Genomic DNA, 25,753 nt, shown 5'->3' on the forward strand with positions numbered 1-25,753 from the left:
CAATACACCGCTAAGAAGCCATTCATTCAGCTCGCCTACGTGGATACCCAACAAGTTCCCTGCTGTAACTCTGTTTGAGCAGGGCGTTATCTCTCAACTCGTCGTATGTGCCTGCCTGCATTGCCAGCAGAACACGGCGGGCCAGTAATTCGGCAGCCTCGCCGAAGCGCTGTTTGGTGAAAGTTACGCGCTGCCCCATGTGGGTGGCTATCCAGTGACCCTTGGTATTTCGGGCTAATCCGTTCATCGCTTTTCCTCGTACATCAGATCAGCTTAAACTTTTCAGCTGTTGAGCGTCATCAAAGGCGTTTTTATCTCGCATAGCTTCGCTCATACGGGTGTGAAGCGTCACCGCCCCCTGGCTCGTGATCACGCCACAAATTTGCAATGTCACAATTTGGCTTTCTAAACCGCCTTGGAGTCTGTGATACGCGGCTTCTTTCGGATCCAGCTTCAACAATTGTTCTAGATTACGTTCAAACCTATCCAATTCACTTGCCCTCATGGGATGCTGGTGTGCTTTCGTTGGCATGTTTTTTCCCTTAACTGTTGGATTTTACCGGAGCCCCTAGGAACAGAGACCATCTGCATGCACTGGAGTTTATTGCAGCTTGGTATTTGGGCAATTCAACGCTCTTAAAATCGTTGGCTTCTATTTTTAGTATTTTCTTTAGGTCCTAAAGAAAATTTTGACTTCCTTCCTTTCCTCACTCCTTCTGCATCAGGAAATAACTCAAGCATCCTGTCAGTCGAGCATTTCAACCAATATTCTGACTTGAGAAGTGAAAGCGTGATGTAAGATAAGTCAGTTCTATTTTTAACGCCCGTACCACGTCCATTAGCTTCACTTCGATAATATGATATTGGTAATATATGTGTATAGTTCGAGACGACATCATAAAATGCATTAAACTCTCCAATGTCTACATTGAGTTTTTCAAGTAACTCATCACGAGAGGGTATCATTAGGGATTTACCACTCAACAACTGCTTCTGAAGTGGTGATGGTAGGTCTATAAAATATTTTGTTTTGTTAAGCCTATCTTTAATTTCAGTTTGTTGTTCTAAAAAGCCAGCCTCATTTTCTGAACTCCTAATATTTTGGTGAAGTCTAACTCTTCGAGTGCAATCATTAAGATGCATAACGTTAAGCTTGACGTACCACTCATCTTCACTCGTTGGTGTTTCAGATAAATAAAAAAATAGAAGGTAACCTTCCATCAGGGCTCTCACATGAGCAGCTATAAGACTAAAGTCCCAGCACTCATAGTCTCGCTTTGCCCATCTTGTTTTTGGCAATGCAGAAATTAAGGCATGAGCATGAAGGCACATTCTGGTAAATACATGGGATGAGTATCCCTTATAGTGCTCCACGAAGCGATTACCAGTGAAGTTACTAACAGCACAAGCTTCGCATACAGCTTTATCAAAAGCATTTAGTGCAAGGTGAAAATCTTCTGTCGAGTAGCCTATATATTCATCTTCCAACGTAATATCCTCATGAGATAAATGTGCAGTGTAACCCTGCTTGAGCAGGGCGCTATCCCTCAACTCGTCGTATGTTCTGGCCTGTATCGCCGAAGTAGAGTTCGGTGGAGGTTAAGCGCTGGCTCATGTGGGTGGTTACCCATTGCTACCACCATCGTCAAATCATAGTGAACCTTACACAGCCCCCCAAAAATCGTCACACCAAGGGGGGGCCTACTTGGCTATCCGGCTAACTTGGGTGGGGCCTAAACCTGCCGCTTTGCACAAACATCAAATTTTTTTGCCATTTTTTCAACAATTTCAGTGGGTAACTTTGGAGCAGGTTTATAAAGCACTTGTAGAACGTGTTCTATGAGTTCATAAGCATCCATCACATCATCGGTAGTAATCTTGCTGTCTGGATGACTACCATCGTTGCCAAACAGTCTAATGGCGTCAAATAGAGTGTTAAATTCGGAATGTTCAGCCGGAAGGTGTGAAAGGCGGGCTTTCAGGGAGAGGCGTTGCGATTTCATGTCGTGAGTGGGTACGCCAAGCACAGTTAGAAGGGACTCAATGGATGCTCTTGCGTTATTGGCGGCAGATGCTGGAGAGCAGAAGAAAAGACGAAATGACTCTTGCAGTTGTTCTGCGACTTCGATGGGGCAGTTCTCCGGGATATCAATGATTGTAAGAGGTGGTTCAAAAAAGGTTGGGCGGAAATAATCTACCCAATGTTGATCTGGATAGCCATGTTTGTTGTAAAAACCTTCAATGTCAGCACCACCTACGCCCGTGCTGGAAACAATCTCTAGGCACTTATCGTTGTTGCATCGGAGTACACATGAGTAAATATACTCAACGCCGGAAGGGTCCCATTCAGGGTGATCTCGATTCCTTAACGAGTCTCGTGTCTCAACATTTTTAAAGGAGTCATCAATGATACGAAGAATCCCTTTCTTGCATGTTGGGCACGTCCAGTCAGGGGTATTTTCTCTAGAGAACGAATATTTGTATAATGAACGATCCATCAATTTTCTCCGATCAATTAGTGAGGTACTGCTCGCACTCGCGCACCAGGGCTCATAGGTGGTAATCAGACCAATCCGGCTTGCTGCGGATCAACAGCAGTTGAAAAACATCCCCTAAACTTCTTCGTCCAGCTTTGTTGAAAAGGCAAACAGGCTGGGGGCTGGTGCTGCTGGCCGATTGTAGGACACAACTGCCTGAGCCAACCAGAGGGCTGACTCGCAGCTTTCCTCAAGGCGTTGGCGGATCTGCTCAGTGGTGAATAACTGGTGATTTTTATTACTCATGCTGATTATTTTCCGCAACAATTGCTGTACCGGTTGCAGTGACCATCATCATCGATTTGCCGCCACCAGAAATCTCGTCAACATCAATTGATACGCCAATTAGAGCATTGCAACCTAATTCGTCAGCTTGCTTTCTTAGCTGTACCAATGCTTGAGTTTTGAGGTCATCGAGCTTTGACATGTAGGTGCCTGAATTACCACCAGTGAAGTCTCGGATCGAGGCCATGAAGTCTCTTAGAAAATTCATTCCGGCCACAATTGTCGCAGTAGTAACCCCTTTTACCTCGATGACTCTGGTATCTTGTGCTAGTACGTTGGTTGTAGAAGTGATTATGTGTTCATAGCCATAGGTGCCATCCCTCTGCTGTTTCCACGTTTTCAATGCATGTTCAATACTTTCAGCTCGGCAAGAGTCATAAGCGATAATAAATCCTTGTTCCTGTAGAGATGCTATTTCGCTGGATGCAGACTCAGACAAGAGGTCAACAGCTACGGGTATCCCTTTGCCAACTAGAATGATGTAATTGTTCATTTTTTCTCTTACTTGTCAGGATTACCTAGGGAGGGTGCGAATAAGTCACTAAACATCAAAACATGCTTCTGTAACTATCTGAATTAAATCAACTAAAAAGTTCAGTTTCGTTGTAGAGGGTACTTATTCGCACCCTCCCTAGTAGTAACCACATCAGGACACCGGTTGCGGCGAGTTTGGCGACGGTTTGCCACTGCTGTCCAGCCTTAATTTCGAGGTCGATATTTTTTAAAATACTCACCACCTAACGCCTGTGCCTGAGCTAAAGCACTCGGTGTTAGCTTTTTAGCAATCAAATCACGCAACTTCACCGTATCGGCATTACCATCATTCGCAACTGCGGATGAGGCCCATGCATAGGCTTGTTGATAGTCTTGCGCCACGCCATCGCCTGTGGCGTACATCAGTCCAAGCGCGCGCTGTGCCTCGGCATCCCCTTGCTCTGCCGCTTTACGATACCAAGCCAAGGCTTGTTTATAGTCTTGCCCTACGCCTAGGCCTATCTCGTACATCCCCCCAAGACGAAATTGCGCAGCTGCATCTCCTTGCTCTGCTGCTTTTCGATACCATGCCACGGCTTGTTGATGGTCTTGCGCAACACCTTGGCCTTGGTTGTACATCAGGCCAAGGAAGAATTGCGCTGCGGCAGTCCCTTGCTCGGCCGCCTTGCGATACCATGCCACGGCTTGTTGATGGTCTTGCACAACACCTTGGCCTTGGTTGTACATCCATCCAAGGTTCACTTGAGCCGCTGCAATCCCTTGATCAGCTGCCTTGCGATACCATGCCACGGCTTGTTGATTGTCTGGCGCAACACCTTGGCCTAGGGTGTATATTCGCCCAAGGTTGAATTGCGCCTCGGCATACCCTTGCTCTGCCGCCTTGCGATACCAAGCCAGTGCTTGTTGATAGTCCTGTTCCACGCCGACGCCCATGGCGTAACTCCACCCAAGGCGATATTGCGCCTCGGCAATGCCCTGCTCAGCGCGATGTTGAAGATTAGCAACTGATACTGTGTTGGGGGTGTTTACAGCTTGGCTTGCAGGCGCTAACAGTAAGCAACTGACCAAGCTCATGGCACGCGTTAACGTGCGGCAACGATTCAGCATGATGTCAGTCATCAAACAATCCTCTTAATCAAATCACCTAGGCGAACCGGATCGGTGTCGCACAATGTCTTAATGGCCTTTATGCTGGTCATGCCCAAGATCTCGCCTATGTGGCGTTCGTCTATGCCCTGGCGCTTGAGCTTCACAGCCAGCGTTCGGCGGGCAGATTGAGCCGTAGCCCCCTCAATGCCAGCCTGAGCGAACAGGCGAGCAATCAGGGCCGTCAGCTGGTCAGCCCGATAACTCACCCGACCATCCCGCTCGATGCGCGTCAACTTGAGCGGCTGGCCGGTGCGGCCTGAGATAAACAGACCGTTATGCGGGTCGAGCCCACGATAGGCTGTCAGCCTGCCGGTGATGCCATGGCCGCGCCGGAGGCGGTCGGCCAAGTGCTCATCAATAGCGGCGATCAGCTTCTTATTGACCCAGCACAATGGGCGAGCCTGCCCGTTAAATGCGATCTCTGGCCTGATCACTGCCTCGGCCAGCGGGTCACCGCCTGGGGAGAGATAATCACTGACCCGCAACTGCGCCAGTTCGGCTGGCTTCATGCCAGTACCAAAGCAGCAGAGCAGCAAGGCGGCATCCCTGGTCCCGTTCTCTGGACTCGATGCCTTGGCCACTGCAACGGCATGGGCCAGTTGCGGATCTTCAACAACAATAGCCTTAGGCATTAACTGTATAATCTCGATTATCGACTCTAAACAGAGAGACTATAGAAAAAGAGAGGGGCCATAAAGGCCCCTTGTTCAATTCTGGTCGGTGGTTCACGGAAAGTAGAGTGAGACTTAATTTTCAAGGTTGACTCCCTATTTTCAAAGATGACACAAGTTTCATCCCACATAGACAGCAATCAAGAGATGGCCGCTGCTGGCCCCCCCAGGGGGCGCTAGATGGCAGCTAAAGGTTTGGTTGTTCGCTGATACTTAGAACCTATCCCAAAAGGAGTTGTCAGACAAAAATAGTGTTGTGTAACAATTTCTGAGGGGCGTATGGTGGGCGATAACTGGCTGATTAGTGATGAGCTCTGGGCAAAAATGGAACCATTGCTTCCAGAACACAAAACCAACCACCCGCTGGGGAGGCATCGCAAGCGGGTGGATAATCGTGCCGCGATGAATGCAATTTTCTTTGTGCTTAGGACGGGGGGCCAATGGAATGCCCTCAATGCTACCGGCATTTGCTCATCCAGTTCTGCTCACCGACGCTTTCAAGAGTGGCGTGATGCTGGGGTGTTTGAGCGGTTCTGGCAAAATGGCTTACTTGATTGCGCAAAGCAGGGCGCCATCGACTGGTCATGGCTGTCGATGGACGGTTGTATCACGAAGTCTCCCTTGGCGGGCTCAAAAAAACGGGACACAACCCCACAGACAGAGGAAAACAAGGGGTAAAACGCAGTCTGCTCACTGATGCGAACGGGCTCCCGCTATCACTGGTTGTCACGGGGGCAAATACGCATGACATCAAGCTGGTTGCTGACACGCTTGACAGTCTTCAGGCCTGGCCGGAGGCTCCATCTCTGCCTGGATAAAGGCTATGAAGCACAATGGCTGGAAGAATATCTGAAGAGCCGCTATTACGAACCTCACATTCAATCGCGTAAAGAAGAATCTGAAGCCATGAAAAACACTGATTTTAAAGCGCACCGTTGGGTGGTAGAGAGGACTCACAGTTGGATGAATCGCTTCCGTCGTGTGCTGACTCGCTGGGAGAAGAAAGTCGAGAATTATGAAGCGATGCTGCATTTCGCTTGCGGCATTATTGTGTGGAACAAAACCCTATTGGGATAGGCTCTTAGTAAGCTGGGCCGGAGTTAGTCGCTCTGCAATACGATCCCTATCACAACAATTGATGCAGGATTTCAAACATGGATGTTCAATACGAAGACAAGTTGAGATGTGACTTGCTGCAAGCTTGGCGTGAAGGGAACGGAAACATTAAAGCAACAAATCTGAGCGCAAAAATACTCTCTCACAGGATGAGAGGTGATGAAGATGTTGCTCGTTTTCACTTCAATGCCGTAAAGAAAGTTGCACAAGGCCCGCTTCCTATACCCGAAGCGCATATGATACTTCTTGATTGCTACCGTCGCGGCTGGGCTGTTAACGCCGACCCCAAGAAGGCCCTTCATTATCTTGAGCTAGCAATCGAGAATGGTCATGACATGGCTCGCTGGTATTTGGCGTGCTATTTGATGGGGGATGACAAGCTTGCCTCAGTTCTTCCCCCTGACCCTGAACGAGCAATGGCCATATTCCGCGATCTTAGTCGAAATTCGAAGGATTCTATTGTTACTTCGCTCGCACGAAGAGAAGCCGCCTCATACATAGTGAAGCATTTCTTTATTCACGAGATCTCATGTGAGGATCTTGAATTAGTTAATGGGTTTTCGGAGTCCTTAGACATTGTAGGCATGGATTATATTTACCTCGCACTGTTCTATGCAGAAGGAGTCACCGGTAGTGATTACTCAGGCCCCACATACAGAAAAGCGCGTGAGTTATTTATAGCCGGAACTAAATCGCAAAGTGAACAGGTCCGTAATCTATGCAGTGCTCAGCTTGACGCCTGGGGTATTCAACCTACAACGGCACAGGCACCAGCACCGGCTCTGACGGGAACTCAGAAGGCTGGCCAGGCGATTAAGGTAACCGGGCAATTCGCAGGCCTCGCAGGGATCTTGGTCTTTTGGTCATTGGTCGGGACGTTCCTTTTGTCGGTCACTGCTGCAATCAATGCGGTAACACTGCCGATCATCATTGCCGTAGTGGTCGTTGGCCTACTCATCAAGGCTCTGCGACGCGGATGATCAGGAAGTTGAACTGGCGTCCAAAATTTGGGGTCATGGTGCGGGTGAATTGCCCCAGCCCCACCAAACAATGTTGCGAGCAGGAACGAAGAAGCCAAGAATCCAGTATAGCGTAAAGCTTTGCGGTTTTTGTTGTCAGCTACAGTCCGAGGCGGTCACCCAGAACTATAGCCGCAGCTAACGAGGGAGGCTTGCCAGGGTGAGAGCATGAATGTTCATTTTTCAACCACTGCTGTAATTCCAGCCAAAATGACCTGTTCCAGATAGTCACTATTCATGGCGGCTATCTTCTGTTTGCGTCTGATGCTGGCGCATTTGCCTTTCTCTGCTCGCAGCATATTCAGCGCCATATGTCGCACTGTTGCCAATATCTGAGCCGCGTCGCCACGATAGATCGGGCATGCATCTTCTTTCATCGTCACGTCCAATACCCAGTGCAACTGATTCTCTATACCCCAATGACCGCGCACGGCTTTGGCAAACTGCTCTTCGTGTCTGACAACTCCTTTTGGGATAGGTTCTTAGGGGCGTTTTTTTTGTGGTAAAATAAGTAGCTTAGGGTTGAATGAAGGAATCGTAAGGGCGTGTCGAAAGTAATCCCTGGGTTAACAAATTGGCAGGAGTTGGAGCTGCCGAACTTGAGGTATTTGGAAGCAGAAATGCTAAGACCTGCGATCGAAGAAATTCCAGCTTCAGATACATACGAAGGCGCTATTTCGATTATGGAGCAGCATCTTGGTTTTTTGGAATCAGGAATGAAGGTCGTTCAAGTAAATACGCCGCTTTGGCCAATGAGAGTCCTCCGCGACAGCCTGCCGCACATTGTTGAGAAGAGGAGGGATGCGAGAGAGCGCTATGTAACAACGGCCTTGGATACCCTCAATCATCCCTACGAAATTTGGGAAGCTATGTATGATGATGACAAGGTGCGTTACACATTCATCGGCGTCTATTCTCAGAAATATCAAATGCTTGTCGTCGTAGCCCCCTGGGATGGCCGCGTGCTGTGGAACTTCATGCAAACAGAGATAAAGTCTCTCAACAAGCATCGATGTGGCAATCTTCTTTACAAACGCCCATAAAAAAACCGCCCAATGGGCGGTTAATTTAATTTTCGATCCTGAATAATTTTCCACCCTCAGGTTAAGGTGGGAGGTCTCACCCGACACAGTGAATAGGGTCACTCTGGGGTCCTTCCACTGACTATTGCTCCCTATAGCAGTCAGCTTCTCGCTCACTTTTAGTCTACGGATTTCGACGCGCCGGTCAACCATTTTACTCAAAAATGATGTCTCAAAACTCGGTGCAAGTCAGGACAAAGCCCAGCAGCGAAACTCAATCCCGTTGATTTCCTCCTCCAGCGGATTAATCCTCGCATCCTAGGTCGTTGGAGCTCCTGATTCTGCACATCGTTCGAGTAATCAGGCTCCTGAGTGATCCAATCAGTCGCTTACCATCGTCATCACGCCTCGTTGACACATCGAGAAGTGACACTGCGTAGCGAGTGTTGCAAGCTGACGTGAGTGCAGCAGCCAGCACGCCGCGAGATCAGGTCTGCGGATGTTCCTTTATGATATGTTCAGAACTTCCATCGCATCTCTCTGTGTCTGGTCAGTCATCCAGGCAAGTTGCAACTCTCCCCTAAGCACCGGTAATCGCACAGGGCAGGGTCTCTCGGGTCTACTCGAAGTTGCTGCACACGTCACACATGTTGCCTGATTCAAAGGTTGCTATCACCTGCTCCTTAGTCGTCATTGTGGATTGAGTGAGGTAGAGGAGAGCAGGGGGAGCAGGCCCAACTTTGGACTTAGTTTAGATTCATCAACTCATCATCCTATATAAAAAGACTGTGATGAGGAGCAATCATCATCATCACTGTTTAGTGATTCTCTATATAAATAATTCGATACATAACACGACAACCATAGGTTGTCGTAGATCAGTAAATTCATAACAGATAGTTTTTTTAAAAGCAAAAAATTCAATCTAGATCTTTTCCTTTTGTTCACAAACCAGTGAGAGAGCGTAGCGAACGAACAAAATCTAGTGAACAAGAGAGGCAGTTAAAGATTCTTTTTTATGATTCCATCAACGTTGTTGATGAAATATGGCCAGTTTTATATGACATTGCAATTACTTTCTAATATGCATGCACATTTTTATTCCATTATTCATAATGCTGATCTTATAATGAATACATAGGCTTAATTAGAGAGTGTTAATGATGATAATAACAAAGAAAATCAACATCGCAACTAAGTACTTGAAGCAATTAAAAAAAGACATTAGGTTGTTAACGTTAAATATGGATGTTATTAGGGACGTTGGAGAGGAAAATACTGATGTAGTAGAAAGGGAGTTCAGGCTTTTAAAATCGAAATTCTATTTGCTTAGAGCTCGGCATGAGAAATATAGAGATATTGCATATGACATTGTTACGTCTGCTCAGGAAACGGATGATGAAACTAAGTCCTTAGCTAAGGAACTACAGGATGTTTCTGACCAATGTCGTATTGAATGTGATCTAATGAACAGCTCATTTATCAGGATTGCCGTTAAACATTTTAAGGTTACATAGATTAACGAAGTTGTACTTTTTGATAGAATTTAAAATAAAAATAATAAAAAGGATACGCAATGAGTAAATTCTTTTATGTAATCCAGTTAGTCGATGGATGCCAACCTCAGACCAACATGATGACAGATAGCCATATCATAACAGTAGCAGAACACATCTTGGCTGAAAACTCAGACATTAACACATGCCAAGTAAAGAATAGTTTTTTCCCTGAGCAAACATTAACAGATGACGAATATATAGATTTCTGTATCGATGTGATTATCTATTTTAACAGCACTATGGACATAAAAACATTTTTTTACAATGCTCACTTAGGTTCAGATAGCTACCTTTTTAGTGCACAATATTATGATCTTGAGAAGGCGGCACTAGAAATAATTAAGCATGTTGAGCATGAATTGAAGTGGCTCGCATTTTCAGACAAATACGCGTTATCTTTAGGCCAAGAGCTGGATTTCAATTGTGAAATAAACGCTGGAGTTGTAGCGTAAAATTAAACCTGCGAGGTATGTTCTCGCTCCGCGAGAACTCCCTTTCGGTCGCTACGCTTCCTCACCCCCTCTCGCTCTGCTTGGGGGGCTGCTAACCATAAATATAATAAGAATAATAATATGACAGATGCCAATAAGTGTACATACAACAAAAAGAATGGCCGGATAGCCAGACCAGAACTTCGTCGTTTGAAACGATTTAGTTTATATCTTTCAGAGTCAGAGTTCGAACAAATCAGGCTTGCGGCTATTGGTGAGCATAATACAGTTAACACTAGTCAAGAAACAGCTCGGCAAATGTCAGATTTCATTCGCCAGGCTGCACTAAATCAACCTATTGCGCATAATAGATCTGTGCCTTCATGCAATATAGAAATGATAAAAATAATTGGCAGCATGTCCAATAATTTAAACCAGGCAATGAGGCTGGTTCATGCTCATGCAGCTAATAACGAATCAAGCCAAATAGACATAGCATGTAAAGAACTTTTGGTCATTATTGTAAAAATGAAAAATTATCTTCTGGGTGGTTAAGTATGAAGGCCAAAATAACAAAGCAGAAGGTGAGTGGTAAATCAAGAACTGCGCTACAACTTTTAAGGTATTTGTCAGATACTAAGGAGAAAGGAGCGGGATTGAAATGTGCAGAATTAATTTATTGCAATATTCCTGAAATGGATCCAGTCAATCAGGCCAAAGCGCTGAATGATATGCAAAAGCTAAGGCGAAATTGTAATAACCACATTTATCAAATATCACTTTCCTTACCAATTGGCGATGATATTTCCGATGAGATGTGGCAACGTTTAGCAATAGATTTTCTAGAGGAGATGGGGTTAGAACCAACAAATAGGCCCGTTGTTTCATTTAGACATCACGATACTGAACATCAACATATTCATATCGCGACTAGTCGGATCGGATATGATGGCTCGCTCTGGAGCGATAGTCGTGATGTTTATAAAGCCATTGAAATAACTCAGCGGCTAGAAATAAGGTATGGGCTAACAATCACAAAAGGATTTTCAAAAAATGATGTGAAAAGCCTGACGAAAAATGAAATTGAAATGAGCATGAGAACGAATGAGTTAGCTCCAAGGGCTGTTATTCAACAGGCGATAGATTTGGCACTTGGAGAGAGGGTGACTGTACACGCATTCATTGAAAGGCTAGAAGAGGTGGGGATAACCGCTAAGCCGAACTGTACCAACACCACATTCAATGGATTCTCATTTGAATATAATGGAGTTCCATTTAAAGGCTCAAGTCTTGGTAAAAAATACACATTAAAAAATTTAATATCTAGAGGGCTTCAATATGAACAAAAGAGAGACATTGAGCTCCTTAATGAGCGAAAAAAGGCAATCAATAGCCAAGATAATAGAATCTACAAGAGAGTCTCAGACGAAGCAGCAGGAGGCACAGGAATCAATCCAACCTCAGCTCATGGAGATTATCGAGAGTCAGGAAGCAATCAGGACAGAGATCGAGGTATTGAGGCGCGCCTACGAGAATCAGCAGGTGCAGGGCAACCAGATAACGGTACTGGCAGGGCAGACGAACGATGTAATAGAACGGCTGGAGCGGGTCGTTGTGACGAGAGAGGCGATGGATTTGATCCTGTCGGGTGCAGAGAGCAGGATCAAAAAATCCGTATTGAGGTCGGCAAAACTGATCACGGAGGCTCAGCCGAAAAAATACAGGAGCGGGCTAATTTATCTGATCGCACTACAGCTCACGACGCTGCTAATCGTGCTACAGCCAGTACTGCAAAAGCTCATATCCTAGATACAGCTAGCGCTGAGAGGATGTGTCTCACTATGTTGAAGGAGGATGATTATTCGAGACAGCAGATAAAGCAGGCATTGGTTGAGTGCGGACATTCCGATTCCGATACTGCCTGGATAATTCTACGAGCCATACGGGCACTAGAACACGAGAGGGGGGTTAATCCCAGATCTGCGGTGTTGAAGGGCTTATGACATTTTAAATAATGTAATTATTGCCATTCCATTTATTTTTTAATATGAAATGAAAAGTCATTTGCATTAATAATAATGCAGGATTAATATAAAACTATAATGATAACAAGAGGCATATATGGCTGTCAGGGTTTACGATGAACGTCAGAAGATTTTGAAAAAAATTCGAGAGGATAGATACAAGAAAAATCAAATAATGTCAGGCCGATATCCACGAGCCTTTTACGCAACGGACTGTGAATATTATGCTGCCAAAAAAGTCATCGATGTCATCCGAAATGGGACTACCACAGCTGTTGACGAGATATATTCAGTATTGAGCATCGAGACTAAAGTAGAAGAACAAAACTATAATAATAAAAAGGAAGATTGTCATGATAAAGAATTTCATTGTTCGCAGCCAGTTTAAAAGCCACCTTTTCAGCTGGTTCAGAGCGGAGCAGGCTGAGCAGGAAAAAATAAATAAAAATTGGATGCCCAATACTGCCCCAGCTGTTTCCCCAGAAACCTCAAAAGAAGAGTTTAAAAAACGTTACGCTAACCTCATGCTGAACATGCTTATTCTGACGATCTTTTGGGTAGGCGGCTTAACCTCATCAATGATAAATTTTGCACACTTAAATGTCATGATCGGTGTGAATTTATTAGTCTTTTCGTGTATACCCCTAGTGATTTTATTTAAAAATCAATACCTAAAATGGCTTGCGCAGGGGGTTTATAGGGATTGGGATAACAGGCACAAACCAAACGAAAAAACGATGATGGATTTTATCAAGGCAGTCTACGGAGATCCGGCTATTTTAGTCAGGTTTGGGCTAAGTAAATAACGACAACAACAATCACGATAATAATAATAACAAATGGTGGTTTCATGAATAAACTATTGATTATATGCCTGCAATTGCTCGCTGCTCCGTCATTCGCGGCGAATGACTCCGAGGCCGCAGGTATAATGAATCAGATCGTAGGAATGGGCATAAAATATTCTGGCACCAGTCCTGAGCTCGCGCACAAGTATTTTTCTGATATTTTTGGTTCTTTCATCTTCCTACCCTGGGGGCAGGGAGAGGCGGATAGTGTCACCCTGCTGGCTCATGCCATCGGTTTCACCAATATTCTGGCGTTATTCCTGGGGATGGTAATTATCTTCTACGTGATGATCGGTGGGGCCATACAGACAGCACATTCTGGCGAGACGTTGGGTAGGAACTGGAGCGCAGTATGGGTGCCAATTCGAGCCGCGCTCGGGTTCGGGTTAATCATGCCAGCGGCAGGCATTGGCGGAGGAGTAATCTCTGTCGCTCAGATATTTATTATCTGGCTGATGGTGCTGGGATCAAATGCAGCGACTGTTCTATGGAATAAAACTGTTGACATGATCGGTGTAGGAACACCAATGGTTTCTGCTGAATTTACAACTGGCGTGAAACCAACTGGTGACATGTTAAAAATGCTTGCATGCACGGACGCATATATCAGGAATATCACTCTCAACAAAAAAACTGCCGCTGCTGCTGATATAGTCGTGATCGAGGTTACGGATCAATATGGAAAAATTCATAAAATGCCCGCTAGTATTGAGGGTGAAATGCAGAATCTGCAATTTAGGATACCTCAGAGTGGAATTGGCTCGTTTATCCAACAGTATGAGGCTACACACGTGTCGTTTGCCGATGCGGGACGTTGTGGCAATATCAGCATAGGGAATTACACGCTCGATAATGCGGCTGATGAGCTAAGAAAATTTGGTAATGATGATGTATTTTTAAAAAAACAGCGAGCAGAAGCCCTTACCGGAGCTAGGAATGTCATATCAGCAACCATTGATCGACTCGCGCCAATTGTACGCAGTCTAAAAAGCTCTGAGGCGAACCCGATTGGGATTAGAGAGGCATTATATTCAGGGGATACTGAAAATTCTAAAAACAATATTGAAATTTACAGGCAGGCAGTAGTCGATTTTGGTATCGCTAGTTCGAATTACTCACGTGATATTGTCCTGAGAATTCATGAAAAATTATCGGGCAGTAAATCAGCGGCTAGCGAGTGGTCAGAGAAGCTAAAAAATGGGGGGTGGATAAAGGCTGGAACATGGTTCCATGAAATATCTAACTTTTCTAGTCAATCATCTCAAACTATCTCAGATATAAATAGTGGCATTGTTGCAGCACCAGATCTAACTATTTGCACTGGTGCGGTTGTTAATGCCGGAGATTGTGAGTACAAGAATAAAGATGCTTTTGCAACGATGAAATTGGCAGGTATGATTTCCAGCGGATATATCACGAGCATGCAGGGGGTATCGAATAACGTTACCGTGATCGATAAACTCAGCGCCTCATGCCAGGACTCAAATTCATGCTCTGCGACTGAGGACACATTTAACAGTATTCATCGTGATGCCGCTAGGGGAATACTAAATCTATTATCGCAAACCTCTCTGAGTCGATGGGATGATCGGGTATCAGATACTAGCGGGATGGCAAACCCATTTGAGGCAGTAACGGCGATAGGACGTAAACTCAATGGAGCTGCCACATTGGCTCTCGCTGGATCGGCTGCCGCATTCGCCTCCTCTGAGACGATCAAGCAGGGAAATAGCGGGATTTCTGGCACCGCACTGACAATCGCAACATTGGGGTTAAACAACATTCTGGGCGGTGTTTCAGCGGGTACGCTGGATTATCTGAAAACGGTACTTCTCGCTATCGCCATACCTCTGATGAGCGCGGGTTTTATTCTGTCATATCTAATCCCATTTCTACCTGTCATTACTTGGGTTCAGCTGGTTGCTGGTTATCTCCTAACGGCAGTTGAGTCATGTATAGCTGCACCACTAGCAATCATTCTGATGGTAACTCCAGAGGGGGAGGGGATCTCAGGAACACGACTAGAACGGTCTATGCAGCTTATTGCAATGGCAATTCTCAAACCAAGCTTGCTCATTATCGGGCTGATCGCATCTATAACTCTCAGTTATGTGAGTTTTGGCATGATGAACCTGTTTTTTTTCGAGGCAGCAGGATCATCTCTGAGCGGTAGTATTCTCGATTTTCTAGCCATTATTTTTGTGTACTGCATCATGGCAATGACACTGTGCAAATTGTGTATCGGCATCATGTACAAACTGTCAGATCAGATTCTGGACTGGTTCAGCTCAGGCGTTGGCCGTCAGTTTGGTGAGAGCGACTCCGCCGCCGTCATCGGAGAGTCCCTAGGAAATATGAGATCTGGAGCTGGCTCTGTAGCACAAGGAATTGTAGGTAGACTTGCAGAAAAAAGGCGATTAACAGAGCAAAAGAGAAATTCAAAATAGCCATTAATAAACCCTATTGTCCACAACAAAAATAATGTTGTGGACAATTTCAACAGGTTGAAAATCGGTTTTTATTAACAGCAAAAACTAATGCGCCTTTATTGTCCTCTTAACGTCATTCGTTAATTGACTTTATACAATGCAATTGATATGATTTTTGTATTGAAATTTTGATAAATGGACTTCGCATGAAATCAATCCTGTTTCATTTCCGGCACCACATAGGAATGTTCTATGCGTTATCAATGGGCCTCCTAGGAACTGTAATTTTACCGCTCATTGGGTTGGTTTTTTTTGAGTTATCGAAATTTCAAATTATTCCCTTTTATGCAAAGGGAGTATTAGTTGATATAGGTGCTGTAATTGCTGTTATGTCATACCCCATAGCGATAGTGATCATGCTGATTTTTCGCCATAAATACATCAGGTTACAGCATGAACTAGCTCGCTATTAATCGCTTCTTTGAATTTCAATTGATAAAAAAAGGCCAGTTTATACTGGCCTCTTTTTTTATTCTTTAAAACTTGCCGCTTCAATGTGTTTTGACCACCAGTCCATCAGCTCCACACGACGATTAAAGTATTTACCTCCACGGTTATAGGCGCGGGCGTTTTCATTATCATCAACATGGCTGAGAACTGCCTCGATCGCATAGTAGTCAAATCGACGCTGCTCCCCATTTTCGCTATCGACAGTGTTTAGGATCGTGCTACCGAGGGCTCTGAGTCCATGCGAAACCAGCCGGTTTTTATACCCCATTCGGCCCAGCGCCATATTGATTGTTTGGGAGGACATGGGCCGATCTTTCGCTTTAAAATTTCCAGGAAAAACAAACTCTCCTCGGCGGATTTCTTGCATTTTGTCGAGAATGTCAATTGCCTGACTAGAGAGAGGAACCGTGTGTTCCTCCTTCATTTTCATTCGTTCAGCGGGGATTGTCCAAATCTTGTTAGGCAGATCGATTTCATCCCAGCGTGTGCCAGCAGCCTCGCCAGGACGAACAAGAGTATGGAGACTCCACATAAATAATGCACGTGTAACGTCAGTCATCGAGCTGGCTGCGACATCAATCAGCAGTTGTGGTAGCTCGGACGGCTGGAGCGTTAGTTGATGAGTGACCTTCTTTTTCTGGAACAACCGCCGAACTCGCTGGCATCGATTTTCGTCTAAATTGTCGATGACAACAGCATGCTCCAGGATAGAATTGATCGCTCGACATAATTTTTCGATAGTTTCGATCTTACCCTGGGTTGCCAGTTCGCTCAGTGCCTCCCGGATCAATGGATTTCTGATCTCAGCAACGGGTAAATTCCCTAATTTTGGGAAAACATGTTTTTCTAATGAACTCCATGTTTTCTGAGCGGTACGAGATTTGACATTTTTCGTTTGCAACTCAAACCAGTCTGTTGCGTTACGCAGGAAGGTATTTGGGATCTCTGTCTCCTTTGCTCGGCGCTGAGAGAGTGTGTCAGCCCTGTGAGTTATCGGGTTAATGCCCTGAGATAGTAGTTCCTGAGCCGATCTTTTCAACTCACGTGCACGCTGTAGCGTGACAGTAGGGTAGTTGCCGAGGCCCATTTTTGTACGTTTTCCGTCCTCTGGCCTGATAAATCGGTACGACCAAACGCGATTCCAGCTTGTTGCAACTTTTTCGCCTGATGCCTGGTTGGTAGAAAAAATGGGTTTGATGGTTAACTCTAGACCTCCACCGTCAGCCAGCACATGGAGCTTCGTGGGCTTGCAATCTGTGATTGCTTTATCCCTCAAGCGATTTATCGATGTGTTCCTACTCACCACCATTTTTTCAGTCATCCAGCACCACCTTATCCACCATAGGTACATCGAGAATCCAGTTAGGTACATCATGCTGTACCATCATTGGGTCATCTTAGTGCCATATGTGTCAGCGTGCTAGAGGGGCGGTATTGCCAATGGGCCTAATAATGGGCCAAAAAAGTCTGGCCTAGGTTGGATTGGTTTGGAGTGGTATGGAATTTGGCATTGTCAAGACAATTTTAATTTTATTTAAAATCTCAAATTATCATGTAGTTACGTAGTGTTTTTGGATTGTTTGGGATAAAAAAAAGCCCAGCCAAAAGGCTGGGCTTTAGAATTTGGCTCCCTCGACAGGACTTGAACCTGTGACATACGGATTAACAGTCCGCCGTTCTACCGACTGAACTACGAGGGAATTGGCTCCTCCTACTGGACTTGAACCAGTGACATACGGATTAACAGTCCGCCGTTCTACCGACTGAACTAAGGAGGAATTGCCTGTCTCGTCGAGACGGTGCGGATATTAATGGCCCATCCGCCGGGTGTCAACCCGCGATCCGCTGCAAAAAGGGGATTTTGGCCCGTTTGCCCAAAACTTGGCCGCTGCGGACTATTTTCAGCACAATCAGCAGCTTGGCGTTGGCATCTCGGGCTCAGTGAGACGGCTTAATGGAATGAAGAGGGGATGGATGAGGATATGCCGATGATCGGGATGGCATGGTGCGGGATAAGCAGCTGTCTTAGGGCCGAGCAATGGCAGACATAAAGGAGGGGAGGGGTAGGGGCATGCATAAGGGGGGAATAAATTGGTTAGCAGGCGAAGTGATAGTGCTGCGTAATGGTGAGAAAAGTGGTCGATATGCTGACAATAAACGGTAATTCTGCGTGGTAACGGCCATTCATTGATCCCGCCCATCGAAATATTTCATCGGCTGGGGTATGGTTGGCCAGGATACCATCGCCGTGTCGACAGCTCTGCCGGCCCTTGATGATGATCGGGCGCCGGTTCAATCCGGCCTTTATCTCCCTCTTCTGGTATTACGAATACATGCACAACCAAGCACCTTTGCAAAGCGTGAAGCTGGCCATTGCTTTACGCCAATCCTGTATTGACGAACCCTACAGCGTTCCCCGCTTCGGCCGCGACCTGATCGCCGGCATCACGGTCGGCATCATCGCCATTCCGCTGGCCATGGCGCTGGCCATCGCCAGCGGCGTGCCACCGCAGCACGGTCTCTATACCGCCATCATCGCCGGCATCGTGATCGCCGTGACCGGCGGCTCCCGCTTCTCCATCTCGGGGCCGACCGCCGCCTTCGTGGTGATCCTCTATCCGGTGGCCCAGCAGTTCGGCGTGGGCGGCCTGTTGATGGCGACCCTGATCTCGGGCTTCTTTCTGGTGGCCATGGGGGTGGCCCGGCTCGGACGCCTCATCGAGTACATTCCGCCTTCGGTGACCCTGGGCTTCACCGGTGGTATCGCCATCGTCATTGCAACCCTGCAGATCAAGGACTTCTTCGGCCTGCACGTGCCCGAGATGCCGGAAACCTATATCGGCAAGGTCGAGGCGCTGGTCCATGCCCTGCCCAGCTGGCAGTGGGGGGATACCCTGGTCGGGGTTGCGACCCTGGCGGTGCTGCTGCTCTGGCCGCGGCTGCGGCTGCCGGTGCCAGGCCACCTGCCCGCCGTGCTGGTGGGGGTGGGCCTTGGCTTTGGCCTGCATCAGTTTGGGGTGGAAGTCGCCACCATCGGCAGCAAGTTCAGCTATACCCTGGCCGACGGCAGTCAGGGCATGGGGATCCCGCCCATCGCGCCGACCCTGGTGATGCCCTGGGCCCTGCCGGGGCCGGATGGCTCGCCGGTGGAGTGGAACCTGGCAGCCATCGAGCGCCTGTTGCCCGCCGCCTTCTCCATGGCGATGCTGGGGGCCATCGAATCCTTGCTCTGCGCCGTGGTGCTGGACGGCATGACAGGTCGCAAGCACAGCTCCAACGCCGAGCTGGTGGGGCAGGGGCTTGGCAACATCGTCGCCCCCTTCTTCGGCGGCATCACCGCCACCGCCGCCATTGCCCGCTCCGCCGCCAACGTGCGGGCCGGGGCAACTTCTCCTATCTCCGGCATCGTGCATGCGCTGGTGGTGCTGGCGGCCATCCTGGTGCTGGCGCCCTGGCTCTCCTGGCTGCCGCTCTCGGCCATGGCGGCCCTGCTGCTCATCGTCGCCTGGAACATGAGCGAGGCGCACAAGGTGGTGGAGCTGATCCGGCGTGCCCCCAAATCCGACGTGCTGGTGCTGCTGGTCTGTCTGTCGCTGACCGTGATCTTCGACATGGTCATCGCCATCACCTTCGGGGTGATCCTTGCCTCCCTGCTGTTCATGCGCGAGATTGCCAAGATGACCAAGCTGCACGATCTGGCGGATCACAAGCGCTATGCCCATGAAGTGCCGGAGCAGGCGCTGCTCTACAAGATCAACGGCCCGCTGTTCTTTGCCGCTGCCGAGCGGGTGTTCGGCGAGCTGGTAGCCCAGGTCAAGGGCCACAAGCTGCTGGTACTGCAGATGGAGGCGGTCTCCATCCTGGACGCCGGCGGGCTCTCCGCCTTCCTGCAGTTTGAAAAGCAGATGGCCAAGGCGGGAGTGCAACTGCGTGTCGCCGAGTTGCAGTTCCAGCCGCTCAAGACCCTGGCGCGCGCCAAGGTGCGTCCGGTGCCCGGTCAGCTGGAGTTTTACGGCTCGCTGGAAGAGGCGCTCAAAGGCGAGCACTTGCACGAAGCGACTGGAAATTGATGGAAAGGGATACAAAACGGCATGTTTTTAGTCACTTGGTTCGGATAATGAGCAAACGAACGCAAAAAGTGAAAAATTGCATTGACCGCATGCCGTCGTATCCCGTACATTACGCCCCGTTCCAGCGCAACAGCGCAGCGAACATAGTGCTGGCTGAGCACGTTAAACAGCAGACCAAAATTTGGTGAGGTGTCCGAGTGGCTGAAGGAGCACGCCTGGAAAGTGTGTATACGGCAACGTATCGAGGGTTCGAATCCCTCCCTCACCGCCAAATTACAAAAAACCGACCTGATGGTCGGTTTTTTGCTTTGGGGGAAGAATTATCAGCTCATGTCGAAGAGGGAGGGTAAGAACCCTCGCCGGGTTCGAGCAGAGCAGCTTGCTGCGATGAACGGCCGCAGGCCGCCCCGAAGGGGTGAGCCACGCAGTGGCGAATCATCCTTCCCTCACCGCCAAATAAAGTAAAAGGGCCTGTCGTAAGACAGGCCCTTTTACTTTATCCGGTGACGGGCGGCTCGGTTCGAGCCCTGGTTCGACAGGTGGGCAGGATAGCCCATCTGGACGGCCAGAGGCCGCCCGCAGGGCGAGCGCCAGGGATGGCGTGAGTCAATCCCGACCCATCGCCCATATTGAAGAACCGACCTGATGGTCGGTTTTTTGTTTTGGGCGCAGCAATATCCGTGCTCGCCACCAATTGGCAAAGGCCCCGTCGCAAGATGGGGCCTTTTTGTTTGTCAGGAGGCGTTGTTTATCAGGATACGGTTTGTCACCTCGCAGCGGTCAGCTTCAGCCGTGCGGTTCCACCACCGTCATGGTAAAGCGCAGCACGCTGTCGCCCGCGTTGCGATAGGCATGGGGCAGGTCGGTGCGGGCCACGGCCGAACAACCCTGAGTGACGGCAAACTCGCTCTCTCCCAACTGCAGTTGCAGGGTACCCTGCTCAACGTGAAACAGTTCCACCGTGCCGGTCGGGTGCCCGTCAGAGTCAAACTGCTCGCCCGGGTGCAGCTGCCAGTGCCACAGCTCGATCATGTCCGGTCCCCGGGTACCGGCCAGCAGGCGGGCCGAGCCGCCGAGCGGGCCCTGCCACAGGGTCGGGATGGCTTGCGGTTCGATCAGGTGCAGCGTCGGGGTGCTGGCCACGTCGACGATATCGGCAACCGATACCCCGAGCGCGGCGGCCAGCTTGCACAGGATGGCGATGCTGGGGTTGGCCGCCCCCTTTTCGATCTCGACCAGCATCCCCTTGCTCACCCCGGCCCGGCGCGAGAGCTCATCGAGCGACAGCCGGCCCTGTTGTCTGTACTCCTTGAGCCGGCGGGAGACGGCGGCGGTGACATGCTTCACGTCGGCGCCGGCATCGGTCGTTATATTGACTCTCTTGGTCATCGGTCATTATCATGAAATAAAATAGTCGATATAAGGATATTCCATGAGATCGGTACAACCGTCAATCGATCCCGCGCTGGCGACGCTGGCTCCGGGATTTCGGGCTATCAGCATTACCCTGCAGACCGACGAGATCGTCAATCCGGCCATCGCCGTCGATGAGCTGGCACAGGCCTGCCAGCGGGTTCTGCACGACCCCGCACCCTGGACCGAGGCGCATCTGACCGCCTGGGCCGAGGTATTCAAGGGGTTTGGCGCCAAGCCCCAGCGTACTCCCTGTTCGGCGGATGCCCTGCGCAAGCGGGTGCTGCGTGATGGCGCTCTGCCGAGCATCAATCCCGTGGTGGATCTCTACAACGCCATCAGCCTCGCCTACGCCCTCCCGGTCGGCGGGGAAAACCTGGCCGCCTATGTCGGGACGCCCCGGCTGGTCATTGCCGATGGCAGCGAAGCCTTTGACACCATGAAAGAGGGGGCGCCAGCGCAGGAGTGCCCGGAGGCGGGCGAGGTGATCTGGCGCGACGATCTGGGCGTTACCTGCCGGCGCTGGAACTGGCGTCAGGGGGTGAGAACGCGCCTGGATAGCGATGCCAGACAGATGTGGTTCATTCTGGAGAGCCTGCCCGAGATGCCGCTGGCGGCGTTGCAGGAGGCCGCTACCAGGCTGGTGAACGGGCTGCGGCGCATGATGCCTGACGCCCGCATCGAGCAGAGCCTGGTCGGCTTCGATCTTCCTTGAACCCGGCAGCAGGGGCGCCCTTCATTCCAACGCTGGGAGGAAGGGCGTTCCTGCCGCGGTATTGCAGCTCCCGCCATGAGGAGAGGCCAACTTATTGCCTGATGACGGCATAACAGGGCCCACATCGCAGGCCCGTCCCCGCTTGCTCAGGCCAGCTTCAACAGCGGCATCTGTTCGTGTTTGTCGCAGTGCCTGAGATGGACCCGGCTGGTCAGGCGGGTCAGCAGCTCGTAGGGGATGGTGCCTATCTTTTCGGCCACCTGTTCCACCGGCAGCCCTTCCCCCCACAGCGTCACCTCGTCTCCCACCTTGTCGCTGGCCACCGGCCCCAGATCGACGGTGATCATGTCCATGGAAACCCGACCCACGATGGGTACCCGGCGGCCATTGATCAGCATGGGGGTCCCTTCGGGTGCCATGCGCGGATAGCCATCCCCGTAGCCCGCCGCCACCACGCCGAGGGTGGTATTGCGATCCGCCACCCAGTGTCCCCCATAGCCGACCGCTTCGCCCTGCGCGCAGGCGCGGGTGGCGATGAGCTGGCTCTTGAGGGTCATGACCGGGCGCAGGTCATGGTCGACGGCGAGCTGACCGGCAAACGGGGAGGCGCCGTAGAGCATGAGGCCAGGCCGGATCCAGTCGCTGCGCGATGCCGGCCAGGCGAGGATGCCGGCGGAGTTGGCCATGGCCCGCTCGCCCGGCAGATGGGCAGAGAGGCGGTTGAACTCCTCGATCTGCAACTGAGTGGCCTGGGTATCCTGCTCATCGGACTGGCTGAAGTGCGTCATCAGATGGAACGGCTGCACCACGTTGCGACAATGGCTCAGCCGCTCGATGAAGGCGGGCAACTCCTCGGCGCGCAGCCCGAGCCGGTTCATCCCGGTATCGAGCTTGAGCCACACCTTGATGGGGGCGGGCAGACTGGCCTGCTCGAGCAGTGCCAGCTGCTCCCAGGTATGCAAGGTGGTTTGCAGTTCGTGTTTCGCCAGCAGCGGCAGCGCCTCGGCACTGAAGAAGCCTCCCAGTACCAGAATGGGCTTGGTGATGGCGTTGACGCGCAGCAGCAGCGCCTCCTCGACCCTGGCCACCGCATAGGCATCGGCCTGGGCGAGTGCGTGGGCCACCGGCAGCAGCCCGTGGCCATAGGCATTGGCCTTGAGTACCGCGATGATCTTGCTGTGGGGGGCATGGCGGCGCACCACGGCGAAATTGTGCTGGAGTGCATCGATATCGATACTGGCCGTAACTGTGTTCATCATGGGGTCGGGTGTCTGCTCGATGAGAAGTTGGCTGCTGGTTTCAATCCTGATCCGGTGATCCTGGCTGCCGCGACGAGCAAACGGGGGGTCACTGAATCATGTTGTTTTATATGCTTTAAAATGTAAAAAGATGTTATCAGTTGTTTTTTGGTTGGTAAATTATGTGGCGAATGGGAATATGAAAATGCGCAAAATACGGGATATTCCTCTGTATAAATTTGCCTGCCAACGCTTTCTCTGGCTCCCTAGGCCCCAGTATTTATCACTGGTTTTGTCCCTCCAAACGGGAGGGGAATGAGGCTGTTTTGGGCCATTTCTGATGGATGGTTGAGCGGATACCGCTCTGATGTCGGCACTCCAGCGCCGGCCGTCGTGAGCCCGTGGCAAAGAGGCAGGGTAAAGATGGGAGCTTGATGGCAGGATAAGGAGGAGGGACCCGCCCGGCCCATGGCCGGGCAGGTCGTGGTTATACCTTGAAGAACCCGATGCCCTGGTTGAGCTGCTGGATGATGGTGGTCAGCTGGGAGGCGTCGTGATTGACGCTCTCGGCGGCGGAGACGTTCTCCAGCGACATCTGGGTGATCTCTTCCACCGACTGGGCGATGAGCTGGCTGGCGGCGGCCTGCTCATGGAGCATGGAGCTTATCTCCTGGATCAGCTCCACCACCTTGCGGGAGCTCTGATCCACCTGGGCCATGGTTTCGCTGGATCCCTCGGTAGTCTCCCGCACCGTGCTCATGCTGTCGGAGCAGGCGTTCATCCCCTTGACCGCGCTGGTGGCCCCCTGCTGGATGGAGGTGAGCATCTCGTTGATCTCCTGGGTGGCCTGGGTGGTGCGCGCCGCCAGGGTCCGTACCTCGTCGGCCACCACGGCGAAGCCGCGGCCCATGTCGCCGGCCCGGGCCGCTTCGATGGCGGCGTTGAGCGCCAGCAGGTTGGTCTGATCCGCGACCCCCTGGATCATCACCGAGATCTGGCTGATGCGGGTGATGTCGTCAAACAGTCCCTGCACCTGCTTGGCGGAGTCGTTGACCGCCGTGGTGACCCTGAGCACCTCCTGGGAGGCGTGCTTGACCTGCTTCTCGCCAGCCTGGGCTATCTCCCCGGATTGCATCACCACGCTGTTGGCCTGATTGGCAAACGAGGAGAGCTGGGAGACGGAGGTAGTAAGCTCTTCGACCGAGGCGGCCGTGTTGGCGGTGGCGAGGGACTGCTGCTGGGAGCTGGTATTGACCTGCTCGGCCGCCGCCCCCAGCTGGGAGGCACTGGCGGTGAGGCTTTCGGCAGCATGCTGCATGGTCGAGACGATGTCGCGCAGGCTGCGGCGGGTGCTGATCATCGCCTGCTGCATGCGGGTCAGCTCGTCGTTGCCCTCGGCCTGATCCGGGGCGGTGAGTCGGCCCTGCGCCAGTTGCTGCAGATCCTGCATGATGGCGAGCAGCGGCTGGTTGATGCTGCCGCTGAGCAACCAGCCCAGCAGCAAGGAGAGCAGCACCGAGATGGCGAGTATGGTGTAGGTGGCGGTGGTGATGTCGCTGGCAATCACGTCGCTCTCATCAAAGGCCTGTTTGCCCAGCCCCTGGTTGATGTCGACCAGCTTGCTGAGCAGATCGTCCACCACCTGAAACGTGGTGGCGCCCTCGCCTTTCATCAGCTTGATGGCGCTGTCGTTGTCGTTGGCGTAACTTGCCGCCATCGCCTTGTGTGCCGCTTCCTTGTAAAGCGGCCAGGCGCGGTCAAAGTCCGCCAGAGCCAGTTTCTCCGGTTCGCTCAGCTGGGTTGCCCGGTACTTGTCCAGCAGGGCGGCCATCTTCTGCTCGTGCAGATCCATATCCCTGGCAATCTTGTCCATGCCGCTTTGGGTCGGCTCGATGACGTAATCGAACAGCGAGCGGTTGTGATAGATGGCCTGCATGTTGGCGTTGGCGACATCCGTGATGGGGGTCAGGATGTTGAGGTACATGTCATTGAGCATGTCATTGATGGTGTTGGTGTTCTGCTTGCCGTAGAGCCCGACCCCGATCAGGATGAGATTCAGCAACAGGAAGGAGACGATAAGCCGCGTCTTGATGGAGAGCTGGCGAAGTAGGTTGTTCATGGTAGCCTCATGCTTGTTTCAAGCGTCCATGCAGCGATGTCGATACTGCCGGTGTTGTTGTTATCCCGCCCTCTCAGAGCGGGGTTCCTCAATAGCGCAAAGG

Annotated in this window: 25 protein-coding genes, 3 tRNA genes, 1 other RNA gene and 1 pseudogene; 16 read left to right on the plus strand and 14 right to left on the minus strand. The window is 50.4% G+C overall.

Going from position 1 to position 25,753, the window contains the following annotated elements:
* Nucleotides 1-22: 22 nt before the first annotated feature.
* The 7 genes from OKC44_RS07315 to OKC44_RS07345 form a co-directional block, all read right to left on the minus strand.
* Entirely contained in the window at nt 23-247 is a 225-nt protein-coding gene (locus tag OKC44_RS07315) for a hypothetical protein (protein ID WP_232097894.1), read from the minus strand.
* Between the two features lie 21 nt (nt 248-268).
* Nucleotides 269-532 (minus strand): hypothetical protein, encoded by a 264-nt coding sequence (locus OKC44_RS07320; RefSeq protein WP_100645639.1) that lies wholly within the window; start codon nt 530-532, stop codon nt 269-271.
* Between the two features lie 104 nt (nt 533-636).
* Nucleotides 637-1,488: a DUF5677 domain-containing protein gene (locus OKC44_RS07325; RefSeq protein ID WP_100645640.1), complete on the minus strand. Its 852-nt coding sequence runs from the start codon at nt 1,486-1,488 to the stop codon at nt 637-639.
* Nucleotides 1,489-1,733: 245 nt separating this feature from the next.
* Nucleotides 1,734-2,498, minus strand: coding sequence for a DUF4145 domain-containing protein (locus OKC44_RS07330; protein WP_100645641.1), 765 nt, complete (start codon nt 2,496-2,498; stop codon nt 1,734-1,736).
* A 277-nt stretch (nt 2,499-2,775) separates the two neighbouring features.
* On the minus strand, nt 2,776-3,315 hold the full coding sequence (locus tag OKC44_RS07335) for a YbjQ family protein (RefSeq protein ID WP_082189233.1): 540 nt from the start codon (nt 3,313-3,315) through the stop codon (nt 2,776-2,778).
* A gap of 206 nt (nt 3,316-3,521) precedes the next feature.
* A complete protein-coding gene (locus OKC44_RS07340; protein ID WP_270811924.1) occupies nt 3,522-4,436 on the minus strand; it encodes a tetratricopeptide repeat protein in 915 nt (304 codons plus the stop codon).
* On the minus strand, nt 4,436-5,098 hold the full coding sequence (locus OKC44_RS07345; RefSeq protein ID WP_182927744.1) for a site-specific integrase: 663 nt from the start codon (nt 5,096-5,098) through the stop codon (nt 4,436-4,438). The genes OKC44_RS07340 and OKC44_RS07345 overlap by 1 nt, the downstream gene beginning before the upstream one ends.
* Nucleotides 5,099-5,416: 318 nt before the next feature.
* Between OKC44_RS07345 and OKC44_RS22140 the strand changes: the two genes are divergently transcribed.
* The 4 genes from OKC44_RS22140 (at nt 5,417) to OKC44_RS07355 (ending at nt 7,233) form a co-directional block, all read left to right on the plus strand.
* Complete coding sequence (locus OKC44_RS22140) at nt 5,417-5,815, plus strand: IS5 family transposase (protein WP_333563238.1); 399 nt, start codon at nt 5,417-5,419, stop codon at nt 5,813-5,815.
* Complete coding sequence (locus OKC44_RS22145; RefSeq protein ID WP_333563239.1) at nt 5,722-5,955, plus strand: transposase; 234 nt, start codon at nt 5,722-5,724, stop codon at nt 5,953-5,955. Before OKC44_RS22140 ends, OKC44_RS22145 begins: the two co-directional genes overlap by 94 nt.
* Nucleotides 5,882-6,214, plus strand: coding sequence for a transposase (locus tag OKC44_RS22150; protein WP_333563240.1), 333 nt, complete (start codon nt 5,882-5,884; stop codon nt 6,212-6,214). The genes OKC44_RS22145 and OKC44_RS22150 overlap by 74 nt, the downstream gene beginning before the upstream one ends.
* A 77-nt stretch (nt 6,215-6,291) precedes the next feature.
* Nucleotides 6,292-7,233, plus strand: coding sequence for a hypothetical protein (locus OKC44_RS07355; RefSeq protein ID WP_270811926.1), 942 nt, complete (start codon nt 6,292-6,294; stop codon nt 7,231-7,233).
* Between the two features lie 215 nt (nt 7,234-7,448).
* Here OKC44_RS07355 and OKC44_RS07360 read toward each other — a convergent pair.
* Nucleotides 7,449-7,721: pseudogene (locus OKC44_RS07360) on the minus strand (ISAs1 family transposase); the annotation flags it as partial.
* A 96-nt stretch (nt 7,722-7,817) separates the two neighbouring features.
* Between OKC44_RS07360 and OKC44_RS07365 the strand changes: the two are divergent.
* From OKC44_RS07365 to OKC44_RS07400, 8 genes are all read left to right on the plus strand, one after another.
* Nucleotides 7,818-8,315 carry a PBECR2 nuclease fold domain-containing protein gene (locus OKC44_RS07365; protein ID WP_227096358.1) on the plus strand — a complete coding sequence of 166 codons (498 nt, stop codon included), beginning with the start codon at nt 7,818-7,820 and terminating at the stop codon, nt 8,313-8,315.
* Between the two features lie 1,139 nt (nt 8,316-9,454).
* A complete protein-coding gene (locus OKC44_RS07370) occupies nt 9,455-9,811 on the plus strand; it encodes a hypothetical protein (RefSeq protein ID WP_270811928.1) in 357 nt (118 codons plus the stop codon).
* A gap of 59 nt (nt 9,812-9,870) precedes the next feature.
* Nucleotides 9,871-10,305 (plus strand): hypothetical protein, encoded by a 435-nt coding sequence (locus OKC44_RS07375; protein ID WP_100645645.1) that lies wholly within the window; start codon nt 9,871-9,873, stop codon nt 10,303-10,305.
* Between the two features lie 120 nt (nt 10,306-10,425).
* Nucleotides 10,426-10,839, plus strand: a complete 414-nt coding sequence (locus OKC44_RS07380; protein ID WP_158653298.1) for a plasmid mobilization protein — start codon at nt 10,426-10,428, stop codon at nt 10,837-10,839.
* 2 nt (nt 10,840-10,841) lie between these two features.
* Entirely contained in the window at nt 10,842-12,287 is a 1,446-nt protein-coding gene (locus tag OKC44_RS07385; protein WP_100645646.1) for a relaxase/mobilization nuclease domain-containing protein, read from the plus strand.
* 118 nt (nt 12,288-12,405) lie between these two features.
* Nucleotides 12,406-12,696, plus strand: a complete 291-nt coding sequence (locus OKC44_RS07390) for a hypothetical protein (protein WP_129146665.1) — start codon at nt 12,406-12,408, stop codon at nt 12,694-12,696.
* A complete protein-coding gene (locus tag OKC44_RS07395; RefSeq protein ID WP_041212895.1) occupies nt 12,662-13,114 on the plus strand; it encodes a hypothetical protein in 453 nt (150 codons plus the stop codon). Before OKC44_RS07390 ends, OKC44_RS07395 begins: the two co-directional genes overlap by 35 nt.
* A 44-nt stretch (nt 13,115-13,158) precedes the next feature.
* Nucleotides 13,159-15,603 carry a DotA/TraY family protein gene (locus tag OKC44_RS07400; RefSeq protein ID WP_100645648.1) on the plus strand — a complete coding sequence of 815 codons (2,445 nt, stop codon included), beginning with the start codon at nt 13,159-13,161 and terminating at the stop codon, nt 15,601-15,603.
* 511 nt (nt 15,604-16,114) lie between these two features.
* Here the strand turns inward: OKC44_RS07400 and OKC44_RS07405 are convergent.
* The 3 genes from OKC44_RS07405 to OKC44_RS07415 all read right to left on the minus strand — a co-directional run bounded on the left by OKC44_RS07405 (nt 16,115) and on the right by OKC44_RS07415 (nt 17,873).
* Nucleotides 16,115-17,416 carry a tyrosine-type recombinase/integrase gene (locus tag OKC44_RS07405; protein WP_158653300.1) on the minus strand — a complete coding sequence of 434 codons (1,302 nt, stop codon included), beginning with the start codon at nt 17,414-17,416 and terminating at the stop codon, nt 16,115-16,117.
* 303 nt (nt 17,417-17,719) lie between these two features.
* Nucleotides 17,720-17,795: transfer RNA gene (locus OKC44_RS07410), tRNA-Asn, on the minus strand.
* A 2-nt stretch (nt 17,796-17,797) separates the two neighbouring features.
* Nucleotides 17,798-17,873 (minus strand) — tRNA-Asn (locus tag OKC44_RS07415).
* A gap of 495 nt (nt 17,874-18,368) precedes the next feature.
* On the opposite strand from OKC44_RS07415, the gene dauA reads away from it, so the two are divergent.
* The 3 genes from dauA to OKC44_RS07430 all read left to right on the plus strand — a co-directional run bounded on the left by dauA (nt 18,369) and on the right by OKC44_RS07430 (nt 20,620).
* Nucleotides 18,369-20,165 carry a C4-dicarboxylic acid transporter DauA gene (dauA, locus tag OKC44_RS07420; RefSeq protein WP_270811935.1) on the plus strand — a complete coding sequence of 599 codons (1,797 nt, stop codon included), beginning with the start codon at nt 18,369-18,371 and terminating at the stop codon, nt 20,163-20,165.
* A 183-nt stretch (nt 20,166-20,348) separates the two neighbouring features.
* Nucleotides 20,349-20,436: transfer RNA gene (locus OKC44_RS07425), tRNA-Ser, on the plus strand.
* Nucleotides 20,437-20,491: 55 nt separating this feature from the next.
* A non-coding RNA gene (locus OKC44_RS07430) (RtT sRNA) lies at nt 20,492-20,620 on the plus strand.
* A gap of 331 nt (nt 20,621-20,951) precedes the next feature.
* Here the strand turns inward: OKC44_RS07430 and OKC44_RS07435 are convergent.
* Entirely contained in the window at nt 20,952-21,554 is a 603-nt protein-coding gene (locus OKC44_RS07435; RefSeq protein ID WP_270811937.1) for a helix-turn-helix domain-containing protein, read from the minus strand.
* A 43-nt stretch (nt 21,555-21,597) separates the two neighbouring features.
* Between OKC44_RS07435 and OKC44_RS07440 the strand changes: the two genes are divergently transcribed.
* On the plus strand, nt 21,598-22,293 hold the full coding sequence (locus OKC44_RS07440; RefSeq protein ID WP_270811940.1) for a B3/B4 domain-containing protein: 696 nt from the start codon (nt 21,598-21,600) through the stop codon (nt 22,291-22,293).
* A gap of 146 nt (nt 22,294-22,439) precedes the next feature.
* On the opposite strand, the gene alr is transcribed toward OKC44_RS07440, so the two are convergent.
* Nucleotides 22,440-23,552: an alanine racemase gene (gene alr, locus OKC44_RS07445; protein ID WP_270811942.1), complete on the minus strand. Its 1,113-nt coding sequence runs from the start codon at nt 23,550-23,552 to the stop codon at nt 22,440-22,442.
* Between the two features lie 466 nt (nt 23,553-24,018).
* Nucleotides 24,019-25,650, minus strand: coding sequence for a methyl-accepting chemotaxis protein (locus tag OKC44_RS07450; RefSeq protein WP_270811945.1), 1,632 nt, complete (start codon nt 25,648-25,650; stop codon nt 24,019-24,021).
* Nucleotides 25,651-25,753 lie beyond the last annotated feature (103 nt).

The sequence above is a fragment of the Aeromonas sp. S41-2 genome, from assembly GCF_027705845.1.
In the GTDB taxonomy this organism is placed as follows: domain Bacteria; phylum Pseudomonadota; class Gammaproteobacteria; order Enterobacterales; family Aeromonadaceae; genus Aeromonas; species Aeromonas hydrophila.

Excerpts from the sequence above, each read along its gene's own strand:
- OKC44_RS07330 (WP_100645641.1), bottom strand. The coding sequence starts at position 2,498 with ATGGATCGTTCATTATACAAATATTCGTTCTCTAGAGAAAATACCCCT.
- OKC44_RS07320 (WP_100645639.1), bottom strand. The coding sequence starts at position 532 with ATGCCAACGAAAGCACACCAGCATCCCATGAGGGCAAGTGAATTGGAT.
- alr (WP_270811942.1), bottom strand. The coding sequence starts at position 23,552 with ATGATGAACACAGTTACGGCCAGTATCGATATCGATGCACTCCAGCAC.
- OKC44_RS22150 (WP_333563240.1), top strand. The coding sequence starts at position 5,882 with ATGACATCAAGCTGGTTGCTGACACGCTTGACAGTCTTCAGGCCTGGC.
- OKC44_RS07395 (WP_041212895.1), top strand. The coding sequence starts at position 12,662 with ATGATAAAGAATTTCATTGTTCGCAGCCAGTTTAAAAGCCACCTTTTC.
- OKC44_RS07450 (WP_270811945.1), bottom strand. The coding sequence starts at position 25,650 with ATGAACAACCTACTTCGCCAGCTCTCCATCAAGACGCGGCTTATCGTC.
- OKC44_RS07380 (WP_158653298.1), top strand. The coding sequence starts at position 10,426 with ATGACAGATGCCAATAAGTGTACATACAACAAAAAGAATGGCCGGATA.
- OKC44_RS07405 (WP_158653300.1), bottom strand. The coding sequence starts at position 17,416 with ATGACTGAAAAAATGGTGGTGAGTAGGAACACATCGATAAATCGCTTG.
- OKC44_RS22145 (WP_333563239.1), top strand. The coding sequence starts at position 5,722 with ATGGCTGTCGATGGACGGTTGTATCACGAAGTCTCCCTTGGCGGGCTC.
- OKC44_RS07340 (WP_270811924.1), bottom strand. The coding sequence starts at position 4,436 with ATGACTGACATCATGCTGAATCGTTGCCGCACGTTAACGCGTGCCATG.
- dauA (WP_270811935.1), top strand. The coding sequence starts at position 18,369 with ATGATGATCGGGCGCCGGTTCAATCCGGCCTTTATCTCCCTCTTCTGG.
- OKC44_RS07370 (WP_270811928.1), top strand. The coding sequence starts at position 9,455 with ATGATGATAATAACAAAGAAAATCAACATCGCAACTAAGTACTTGAAG.
- OKC44_RS07435 (WP_270811937.1), bottom strand. The coding sequence starts at position 21,554 with ATGACCAAGAGAGTCAATATAACGACCGATGCCGGCGCCGACGTGAAG.
- OKC44_RS07355 (WP_270811926.1), top strand. The coding sequence starts at position 6,292 with ATGGATGTTCAATACGAAGACAAGTTGAGATGTGACTTGCTGCAAGCT.
- OKC44_RS22140 (WP_333563238.1), top strand. The coding sequence starts at position 5,417 with ATGGTGGGCGATAACTGGCTGATTAGTGATGAGCTCTGGGCAAAAATG.
- OKC44_RS07315 (WP_232097894.1), bottom strand. The coding sequence starts at position 247 with ATGAACGGATTAGCCCGAAATACCAAGGGTCACTGGATAGCCACCCAC.
- OKC44_RS07390 (WP_129146665.1), top strand. The coding sequence starts at position 12,406 with ATGGCTGTCAGGGTTTACGATGAACGTCAGAAGATTTTGAAAAAAATT.
- OKC44_RS07400 (WP_100645648.1), top strand. The coding sequence starts at position 13,159 with ATGAATAAACTATTGATTATATGCCTGCAATTGCTCGCTGCTCCGTCA.
- OKC44_RS07335 (WP_082189233.1), bottom strand. The coding sequence starts at position 3,315 with ATGAACAATTACATCATTCTAGTTGGCAAAGGGATACCCGTAGCTGTT.
- OKC44_RS07385 (WP_100645646.1), top strand. The coding sequence starts at position 10,842 with ATGAAGGCCAAAATAACAAAGCAGAAGGTGAGTGGTAAATCAAGAACT.
- OKC44_RS07440 (WP_270811940.1), top strand. The coding sequence starts at position 21,598 with ATGAGATCGGTACAACCGTCAATCGATCCCGCGCTGGCGACGCTGGCT.
- OKC44_RS07375 (WP_100645645.1), top strand. The coding sequence starts at position 9,871 with ATGAGTAAATTCTTTTATGTAATCCAGTTAGTCGATGGATGCCAACCT.
- OKC44_RS07345 (WP_182927744.1), bottom strand. The coding sequence starts at position 5,098 with ATGCCTAAGGCTATTGTTGTTGAAGATCCGCAACTGGCCCATGCCGTT.